Annotated in this window: 7 protein-coding genes; 5 read left to right on the top strand and 2 right to left on the bottom strand. The window is 69.9% G+C overall.

The features are described 5' to 3' along the window. The 3 genes from D7V93_RS06405 to D7V93_RS06395 form a co-directional block, all read left to right on the top strand. On the top strand, positions 1 to 568 hold a 568-nt coding region (locus D7V93_RS06405), incomplete at its 5' end, for a cation:proton antiporter domain-containing protein (protein WP_208722931.1). Between the two features lie 38 nt (positions 569 to 606). After that, entirely contained in the window at positions 607 to 1,227 is a 621-nt protein-coding gene (locus tag D7V93_RS06400; protein WP_120642523.1) for an L-threonylcarbamoyladenylate synthase, read from the top strand. Positions 1,228 to 1,249: 22 nt separating this feature from the next. After that, entirely contained in the window at positions 1,250 to 2,236 is a 987-nt protein-coding gene (locus D7V93_RS06395) for a hypothetical protein (protein WP_120642522.1), read from the top strand. Positions 2,237 to 2,262: 26 nt separating this feature from the next. Here D7V93_RS06395 and D7V93_RS06390 read toward each other — a convergent pair whose 3' ends face one another. Next, complete coding sequence (locus D7V93_RS06390) at positions 2,263 to 2,598, bottom strand: hypothetical protein (protein WP_120642521.1); 336 nt, start codon at positions 2,596 to 2,598, stop codon at positions 2,263 to 2,265. Positions 2,599 to 2,690: 92 nt separating this feature from the next. Between D7V93_RS06390 and xerD the strand changes: the two genes are divergently transcribed. Next, positions 2,691 to 3,626: a site-specific tyrosine recombinase XerD gene (gene xerD, locus D7V93_RS06385; protein WP_120642520.1), complete on the top strand. Its 936-nt coding sequence runs from the start codon at positions 2,691 to 2,693 to the stop codon at positions 3,624 to 3,626. A 30-nt stretch (positions 3,627 to 3,656) separates the two neighbouring features. Here xerD and D7V93_RS06380 read toward each other — a convergent pair whose 3' ends face one another. After that, a complete protein-coding gene (locus tag D7V93_RS06380; protein ID WP_120642519.1) occupies positions 3,657 to 5,048 on the bottom strand; it encodes an NHL repeat-containing protein in 1,392 nt (463 codons plus the stop codon). A 186-nt stretch (positions 5,049 to 5,234) separates the two neighbouring features. Here D7V93_RS06380 and D7V93_RS06375 point away from each other — a divergent pair, with 186 nt between their 5' ends. After that, the gene (locus tag D7V93_RS06375) at positions 5,235 to 6,140 is read left to right on the top strand and encodes a hypothetical protein (RefSeq protein ID WP_147451059.1); all 906 of its coding nucleotides are present in this window, start codon (positions 5,235 to 5,237) and stop codon (positions 6,138 to 6,140) included. The last annotated feature ends 6 nt before the right edge of the window (positions 6,141 to 6,146 follow it).

Genomic DNA, 6,146 nt, shown 5'->3' with positions numbered 1-6,146 from the left:
GATGCTGCTGTACATGCGAGGCGTCAACCGGGAGCTCCCCCTGTTCCTCGTGGGGCTGACGTTCGCGGCGGCCGAGGGCGGGGCCCGGCTGCACCTGTCGCCGCTGCTGGTGTCGCTGGCGGCCGGAGCGCTGATCGCCAACCTGGACGAGCGCGAGGGCCGGCGCATCCACCTGGCCATCCAGCAGGCGGGCCTGCCCGTGTTCGCGCTCTTCTTCGCCGCGGCCGGGGCGGGCTTGAAGCTGGATGCGCTGGTGACGGTGGGGCCGGCGGCGATGCTGCTCGTGGCCCTGCGCGGCCTCGCCATCTGGGCGGCGTGCCGGCGGTTCGCGCCCACGGAGGATCCCCGGCTCAAGCGCTACCTGTGGATGGGGCTCATCTCCCAGGCGGGCGTGACGTTCGGGCTGGCGGCGCTGGTGTCGCGCACCTTCCCGTCGTTCGGGCCCCAGGTGGAGGTGCTCATCATCGCGATGATCACCGCGCACGAACTGGTGGGGCCGGTGCTCACCCGGCGCGCGCTCCTGGGCAGCGGCGAAATCCGTGCGGAAGAGGCGGGCGGCGGCGCATAGTGGAGGCACGCCGTCCCTGCCAGGAGCCGCCCTCCGTCATGCCCCCCGCCATCGCCCCCATCCTCGAGGTGGACGTGGATCACCCCTCGCCGCGCCACGTCGCGCGGGCGGTGGAGGTGCTGGAGAAGGGCGGCCTCATCGCCTACCCGACGGACACGTACTACGGGCTCGGCTGCGACTTGAATTCCAAGAAAGCAATTGAGCGGCTGTACCAGCTCAAGGGCCGCGACAAAAAGAAGCCGCTGTCTCTTTTGTGCCCCGACCTGTCGGACGTGGCCCGCTACGCGCACGTGAGCAATTTCGCGTACCGCGCGATGAAAGGCCTCACCCCCGGTGCGTTCACCTTCATCCTGGAAGCCACACGCCTGGTGCCAGAGGTGATGATGACAAAGCAGAAACAGGTAGGACTGCGCGTCCCTGACGCAGCCCTGCCGCGCGAGCTGGCGAGGGCGTTGGGCCGCCCGCTCATCACCACGTCCGCCACACATACCGATGGTACGGTTTTGTCAGATGCCAGGGACATCAAGACCGTGTTGGGGCACGGTTTGGAGCTGATCCTTGACGGTGGCGTGACATTGAACGAGCCGTCCACGGTGGTTTCACTCGTAGGCGATGCGCTTGAAATCCTCAGGCAAGGGAAGGGTAGGCTGGAGGCCTGAACCCAAACCAGAGGGGGGAGCCTTGGCCGAGGGGGACCGTCCAGCAGCGCCAGTGATTGTCGACGTACCGGAGCGGGTGCCGAGCACGCTCGCCCTGCTCGGGCTGTTGATGATGAGGCCCATCGACCTGCACTACCGCCTGCGCGAAGCCGGCATCCGCGCGCCCGCGGGACGCATCGGGCAGCTCTGGCGCGAGCAGGCCGAAGGAGGCCGCGCCGCCGGGGCCTTCGTCTGGCGGATGCTGCTGCTGCTCGTCGTGCTGTCGCCGGGCCTCACGGCGCTCATGGGGCTGGGCCTTCACGTGATGGGCGTGCCGATGCGGGGCGTGTGGCTCATCTCCGCGGCGCTGTGCTCCGCAGTGGGGCTGGTGGTGGCGCTGGTGTCGGGGCTCGCGTCGGGGGTGCTGCTGGGCTCCCTGGCGAGCGTGTCGATGCTCGCGGGGCTGCACGCCACGGCGGGCGGCGCGTTCGGGCCGGAGTCCGGGGGCGCGGCGGCGATCGCGGTGGGCGTGTGCCTGGGCATCGTGTCCGGGCTGTCGGCGGGGAGCATTGGAGGGCTGGCGAGCGGACGCGGGCCGACCGTGCGCAACGTGCAGGTGGCGGCGATCGCGACGAGCCTGGTGCCCATGCTGGTGTGGAGCGGCGCCTCGTCGGTGTCCTTCGCGGGCGCGGTGGCCGCGAGCGCGCTGGTGGCCTTCCTGGCGTGCGCGTTCCGGCTGCCGTTCTACGCGCTGGAGGTGCTGGCGCAGGCGGTGGCGTACGCGGTGGAGCGCTTCACCGGGCGGCCCACGCTGCGGTGGGTGCCGGTGCGGCATCACAACCTGAGCTACCTGCCGCACCCGTTCCTGGGCCGGCACCTGGCGCTGGCGGTGCGCTCCCGGCCCGCGGAGGTGCTGGCGGTGGCGGACGCGTGCCTGCGCTCGCCGGGCAACATCCTGGTGGGCTGGCCGTGGGTGGTGGAGGCGCTGGAGCGCGCGCACGCGCAGGAAGCCACCGAACCCCACGCGTGAGGCACGGGGCCCCGCGGCGCTCTTGATTACGGCGCCGCGGCGGGAAGCTTCTCGACGTGGGTGACGACCTTCGCGCCCACGTTGTTGGGGGCGTAGGTGACGCGAACGGAGTCCCCGGCCTTGAGGCCCGCGAGGGACGCCTTGAGTTCCTGCTTCGGGTTCTCGAGCACGTAGGTCAGCGGAGGGGCGTCCTTCGTGGCGCCCGCCAGCTGGAGCGACGACGCGGTGAGCTCCTTCACCGTGCCGGTCCGCGTCTTCGTGGACGTCGTCGCGGGGGCCGGCTCCTGCTGGGCCCGGGCCGTCGCGCCCACGCTCCCGAGGGTCAGCACCGCCATCCACATCCAGCCTTGCGCACGCATCATGGGTTGCTCCTGGGTCGGGTGTTCCGAAGACAGGTCTTCTCCATAACCCGCATCCGTGACGGGGGCGCGCTCCTTCGCTACCCTCCGGGCCCATGGAAGGACTGCTCGACGCGTTCATCGCCTTCATCCGCGCGGAGCGGGGGCTGTCCGGCAAGACGGTGGACGCCTACGCGGCGGACCTCACCGTGTACTTCGAGGACCTGCGCTCGCGGGGCAAGGACGACGCGGGCCGCGTCACGCAGGAGGACGTGCTCGCGCACCTCACGACGCTGGGCAAGCGGGGCCTGAGCCGCCGCAGCCAGGCGCGGCACCTGGCCGCCATCCGCGTCTTCCACCGCTTCCTCATCGCGGAGCGGCTCGCGGACAAGGATCCCACGGAGGACGTGGACACGCCGAAGTCGCCCCGCAAGCTGCCCGTGTTCCTCACGCTGGAGGAGGTGGAGCAACTGCTCGCCGCGCCCGACGAGCGCACCGTCACCGGCATGCGCGACAAGGCGATGCTGGAGGTGCTCTACGCCACGGGGCTGCGCGTGACGGAGCTGTGCACGCTGGAGCTCAACAACGTGCAGCTCACCGCGGGCTACCTCATCGCGAAGGGCAAGGGCTCCAAGGAGCGCATCGTCCCCCTGGGGCGCGTGGCGATTGAGAAGGTCCAGACGTTCCTGTCGCTGTCCCGGCCGGAACTGCTGGGGCGGCGCGAGGCGAAGGCGCTGTTCGTCACGCCGCGTGGTGGAGGCTTCACGCGGCAGGGCTTCTGGAAGCTGCTCAAGCGCTATGCCTTGAAGGCCGGCATCCTGAAGCCGCTGTCACCGCACAAGCTGCGGCACTCGTTCGCCACGCACCTGGTGGAGCGGGGCGCGGACCTGAGGGCGGTGCAGCAGATGCTGGGGCACGCGGACCTGGCGACGACGCAGATCTACACGCACGTCAACGGCGCGAGGCTGCGCAAGGTGTACGACGAGTTCCACCCGCGCAGCGATGCGTTCAAGCCGAAGCCCACCGCGAGGAAGCGCCCGCCCGCGACGTGACGTCGGGGGCAGGCGTGGGGCAGGGGACGGCTACAGCCCCGTGCTCTTCAGCATGATGCGCGTGGTGCCGTTGGGGATGATGTCCGGCGTGTAGCTGTTCGCGTCGGTGACGAACGCCTGGTTGCCGAGGATGGCCAGCTTCGGGCCGCTGGTGGGGCGGATGAAGAGGGGCAACTGGAGCCGCGTCTGCGGCCAGCGCACCACGCCGCCGGTGCCGAAGGAGGTGTCCAGGTCGCCATTGGCCTGCAGGCGGAACAGCGCGGGCACCGCGCGCACGTTGGCGTAGACGAGGATCTTCCCGTCGCCCTGGATGTGGAGGCCGCTGACGTCCACCACGTTGAGCGCGTCCACGGAGGTGGTGAGCTCGCGAACGCCCGCGGGCCCGAAGGTGAGGTCGGGCTTGCCCTCGGAGGTGTAGGCCACGAGCTTCAGCACGCCGAATTTCGTCCCGCCGACGTTCACGTCCTGCCGCTCACCCGCGAGCAGGAATCCGCCGCCCGGCCGCGCCACCATCGCGTGCGCCCGGCCATCCACGCTCTTCGCGAGCCCCGACGTGCCGAACGTCATGTCCTGGCTGCCGCTCGCGAGGATGCGCACGGCCGCGAAGTCATCCCCGCCGCCGATGACGACGCTCGTGCCCTGGAGCACGATGCCCTGCACGGATTCGGCCTGGGTGTACGCGCCGCCAATCCAGCTTCCCGCCGGGCTCCCCGCGGAGGTGAAGCCCGTGTCGATGGAGCCGTCCGCCTTGTAGCGGATGAGCGCGAAGTCCTCGTCGAGCCCGTCCGACTTCGTGAGGAAGCCGCCCACGTAGAAGCGACCATCGGCCAGGGGCAGCAGGCTGTGCACGGCCCCGACGTACTCGGTGCTGCCGGCGGATCCGAAGTGCAGCTTCGAGCGGCCGGTGCTGTTGAAGGACGTGTCGAGCTGTCCATTGGCCTTGAGCTTCACCACGGCGAGGTCGCGCGAGTCCGACGCGACGCCTCCCTGCGCGAACCCAGCCACGAGGATGCTGCCGTCCGCGAGCACCGCCACCGTGTCCGCCCGGTCGTCCTGCTCCTTCTTTCCGGAGATGGCGCCGGACACCGGCCCCTCGAAGTCGATGACGGTGGCGCCCTGCGTGCCGAACGACGTGTCCAGCTCGCCGGAGGTCGTATAGCGGCTCACCACCATGTCCACGCCGGTGGCCGCGAGGTTCCGCTCGGTGGAGCCCACGACGATGAGGCTGCCATTGGAGGCCGCGAGCGCACGGCCTTCCTCGCGGATCGGCTGCGTGCCCGCGTCCGCCTGCGTCCCGGCGTCCGGGAGAGGGTCCGGATCCGGATCGCCGTCATCACCACCACAGGCCCCGCTGGTCGCGACCAGGGCGCCCGCCGCCAGCGCCACCACGACACTCCAACCGCTCCGCACGTTGTGCTTCATTCGAGATGTCCCTTCCGGCCGCAGGCCGTGCACCCCCACTGGGGTGACAGGGACTCATCTGGGCACTCCCCGCACCCGGGGTGCAAGCGGGCCAGAGCAGCGAGCGGCGGGCTCCCATTTGCTCCGTACGTCGCCACCGGGGTCTTATCTGGACCGGGGCGAATACCCGTCCTGGAGGCGTGCGCGATGCCGACGTATCAGGTCCCAAATTCGAAGGGCGAGAAGTGGGGGCTGCTGAAGTCCCATATGGGGCTGCCCGCGAGCAGCCCCAAGGCGCTGGGGGCCGGGTTGGACCTCGCCGTCGCGGGGCTCCAGCTCATCGAAAACCAGCTCCTCATCGACCTGGGGCTGGCCTTTCACGCCGACGTCCGCAAGGCGCTCTACCTCTACTTCAACATCCCCCTCCAGGGGTCGAAGGCCCTGCTCGAGAGCACGGTCGGCGAGATCATCAACGTGCTCCGGACGACGCGGAAGGGGCTGGAAGATGAGTTCGGCAAGCTCGAGATCGTCCAGAACGAGGACGGTCGCTCGCCGACGCTCAACGGCTACGTGATTCGCAACGCGCTGACCGGCGCCGTGGGCCCGATCCACATCAACTTCCCCAAGATCATGGGGATGCAGGCGGACCTGGGCTTTGGCGGCGCCTACTGGGCGGGCCTCCTGGTCCATGAGGCGACCCACCGCTACGCCGCCACCACCGATCTGGTGGGGAAGGTCCGGCGCCAGGGACAGGACAACACGGACGGCTACCTCTCCGGCAGCATCCGCGGCAACACCATCGCCCAGTTCACCGCCGACCTGGAGGACAGGGCGGCGGACGCAGCCAGGCGGCGGGTTGCGGGCGACAAGATCGATCACATCACGACCGCGCAGCACCTGACCAATGCCGACAGCTACACCTGGTTCTTCATCGCGATGCTGCAGGCGTATGACACCACCCTGCCGATCTCGAAGAAGTTCAACGGCATCTACAGGGACTTCCAGAGCGCCGCGGCCAGGTTCGTCCAGGTGCAACGAGAGACCCTCGCCGCCGACGCGGCCCTCTCCGCCATGGCCGACATCCTGAACATCGTCTACTACGCGCCGGCCTGAGCCCCC

It is taken from the genome of Corallococcus llansteffanensis (genome assembly GCF_003612055.1).
GTDB classification, from domain to species: Bacteria; Myxococcota; Myxococcia; order Myxococcales; family Myxococcaceae; genus Corallococcus; species Corallococcus llansteffanensis.
The sequence above is the reverse complement of the archived record's forward strand: the minus strand, read 5'-3'. Positions and strand labels throughout refer to the sequence as shown.